General features: G+C 73.1%; 1 protein-coding gene. It reads left to right on the forward strand.

Going from position 1 to position 3,419, the window contains the following annotated elements; translation table 11 throughout:
- Nucleotides 1-3,419, forward strand: a 3,419-nt coding sequence (locus tag ACWCRD_RS44935; RefSeq protein ID WP_450971456.1) for a type I polyketide synthase, incomplete at both ends; no start/stop codon positions are given.

The raw sequence follows: 3,419 nt of genomic DNA on the forward strand, positions 1-3,419 counted from the left end.
AACAACTCACCTCCCCCGACTACTGGACCCACCACATCCGCCAAACCGTCCGCTACCACCACGCCACCCAGACACTCCAGGAACTCGGCGTCACCTTCGCCCTGGAACTGGGTCCCGACGCCACCCTGAGCGCCCTCACTCCGGACACCGTCCCCGTGCTGCGCAAGGACCGCGACGAACGCCTGACGCTGCGTACCGCGCTGGCCGCCGCGCATGCCCACGGCGCTCGTGTCGACTGGGACGCTCTCCTGCCGGACACCCCACCGGACGCCGGACTCCCGACCTACGCCTTCCAGCGGGAGCGCTACTGGCTGCTGCCGCCGGCGGCCTCGGCGCGTGCCGAGGATCTCGGTCTCGACGCGACCGGGCACGCGCTGCTCGGCACGTCGGTCGAACGCGCCGACGACGGGAGCCTGCTGCTGACAGGCGTGCTGTCCACCGACGCGCACCCGTGGCTGGCGGACCACCGGGTCCTCGGCAGAGTCCTGCTCCCCGCCGCCGCGTTCGTCGACCTGGCACTCGCGGCCGGTGAGCGCGCCGGGGCCCACCGGCTGGACGAACTGACCCTGGAGGCACCGCTGGTGCTGCCGGAGGCGGGGCACGGCGGAATACACGTGCAGCTGACCGTGGGCGCGTCCGACGAGAGCGGTACGCGTCCGCTCACCGTGCACGCCCGGCCCGCCGACGGAGGTCGATGGACCCGGCATGCCGGCGGTTTGCTGTCCGCCGGGGGAGGTCCGGCCGCACCGACACCGTTCACCACGTGGCCGCCGGAGCGGGCGCAGCCGCTGGACGTCGAGGCGCTGTACGTCCGCCTCGACGATCTGGGGTACGGGTACGGTCCGGCCTTCCGGGGGGTCCGGGCGGCCTGGCGGCTCGGTGACGAACTCTTCGCCGAGCTCCTGCTGCCGGACGCCGAGGCGGCGGGGGCATCCGGGTTCCGCGTGCATCCCGCGCTGCTGGACGCAGCGCTCCATCCACTTGTCGCGCAGGCCCCGGAGGGTTCCGGCGGGCCGGCGCTGCCGTTCTCCTGGTCGGGCGTCGAGTTGCACGCGACGGACGCCACCACGCTGCGGGTCCACTGGTCGGCGGGCCGACTGACGGCTGTGGACGCCGCCGGACACCCCGTGCTGTCAGCCGAGGCCCTCGTACTGCGGTCGACCGGTGAGCGACAGTTCGGCGGCCTCGGCCGGTCTCTCGATCCGTACCGGATCGCCTGGGTTCCGGCCGGTTCGGCTCTCCTGACCCGGGATGAGGAGACCACGGTCGCGCTGGTCGACGAGCTTGCTGAGCTGCCCGCGCGGGAACCCGTGCCCGCTGTGGTCGCGGTGCCGGTGCCGCCGGGCCGCGCGGCGGCCGCCCACGCGCTCGACTCCGTGCGCGCATGGCTGTCCGACGCGCGCTTCGAGGAGGCCAGGTTGCTGTTCCTCACCCGTGGTGCCGAGGGCGGCGACCCCTGGGCGGCCACGGCGTGGGGCCTGGTGCGTTCGGCCCAGTCCGAACACCCCGGCCGCTTCGCACTGGCCGACCTGCCCGAGGACCTCGACGAGCTGGGCGGGTTGCTGCCCGCACTCGCGAACACTTGTGTACACGAGCCCCAACTCTCTGTTGTGCAAGGAGAGCTGCGTGTTCCGCGACTCGTCCCGGCCGGGACGGGCACCGTGGACGGCGCCGAAGGCACGACCGCCACCGGGCTCGGCCGGACCGACCGCACTGTCGTGGTCACGGGAGCCACCGGCGGGCTGGGCCGGCTTCTCGTACGACATCTCGTCGAGCGGTACGGCGTACGCCATCTGCTGCTGCTCAGCCGTCGCGGCGTGCAGTCACCCGGCGCTGACGACGTGGCGGCCGAACTGGCCGAGTCGGACTGCTCGGTGGAGTTCGCGGCCTGCGACGTGACTGATCGGGACGCTCTCGCCCGGGTCCTCGACGGGATACCGGCCGACCGCCCGATCGGTGCCGTCTTCCACCTCGCGGGCCTACTCGACGACGGCACCGTGGAGTCAATGACCGAGGACCGGCTGGACGCCGTACTGCGGCCCAAGGCGGACGCGGCCCGTCATCTCCACGAACTCACGCTGGACGCGGATCTGTCGGCGTTCGTGCTCTTCTCCTCCGTCACCGGGGTGGTCGGCACGGCGGGACAGGCCAACTACGCGGCTGCCAACGCATTCCTGGACGCTCTCGCCCGGCACCGACACACCCGTGGGCTGCCCGCCACCGCGCTGGCCTGGGGCATGTGGGGCACCGACGAAGGCATGGCGGGTGGGCTCGACGCGACGCAACGGGCGCGCTGGGCGAGCTCGGGGCTGGCACCGCTCACCGCCGAGGAGGGGCTCGCCCTGCTCGACGCGGCCCTGGAGAGCGGGCAGCCGGCTCTTGTTCCGGTGCGTATGGACGCCGCCGCCCTGCGCGAGCGAGCCGCAGAGGGCGTGCTTCCGGCTCCGCTGCGCGATCTTGTCCGGGCGCCGCTGCGGCAGGCCGTCGCCACCGGTGCCGCGAGTGGTGCGGCAGCCTGGGCGGACCGCACGGCCACGCTCGAGGAGACCGAACGGGAGCGCCTCGTCGGGGAGTTGGTCCTCCGCACGGTCGCCGCCGTGCTCGGGCACGCCGACTCGGCGGCGGTCGACGGCGCCCGCGCGTTCCGCGACCTCGGCTTCGACTCGCTCACCGGCGTCGAACTACGCAACCGCCTCACCGCGGCCACCGGTCTGCGGCTGCCCGCCACCGCGGTCTTCGACCATCCGTCCCCGCAGGCGCTCACCGCCTTCGTCCTGTCACTGCTGCCCGGCGCCGAACGGGAGCACGGAACCACCAATGCGGGCCCGGTGGCCGCTGTTCTGGCGTCCGTCGCCGACGAACCCGTCGCGATCGTCGGCATGGCCTGTCGGTATCCGGGTGGTGTCACCTCCCCCGTGGACCTGTGGCGGCTGGTGGCGGACGGGACCGACGCGATCTCCGGCTTCCCCGCCGACCGGGGCTGGGACCTGGCCGCCCTGTACGACCCCGACCCCGACCGCGTCGGCACGTCGTACACCCGCCACGGCGGATTCCTGCACGAGGCCGGAGACTTCGACGCCGAGTTCTTCGGGATCAGCCCACGCGAGGCCCTCGCGACCGACCCGCAGCAGCGACTGCTGCTGGAGACCGCGTGGGAGACCTTCGAGCGCGCGGGCATCGACCCGCGCTCCCTCCGCGGCTCCCGCACCGGGGTCTTCGCCGGCGTCATGTACAACGACTACGGAATGGCGTTGCCCGAGGTCCCGGAGGAGTTGGAGGGCTACCTCCTCACCGGGAACACGTCCAGCGTGGTCTCCGGACGGCTGTCCTACACGTTCGGTCTGGAGGGACCGGCGGTCACCGTCGACACCGCCTGCTCGTCCTCCCTGGTCGCCCTTCATCTCGCGGCCCAGGCCCTG

The organism is Streptomyces sp. NPDC002092, assembly GCF_053593775.1.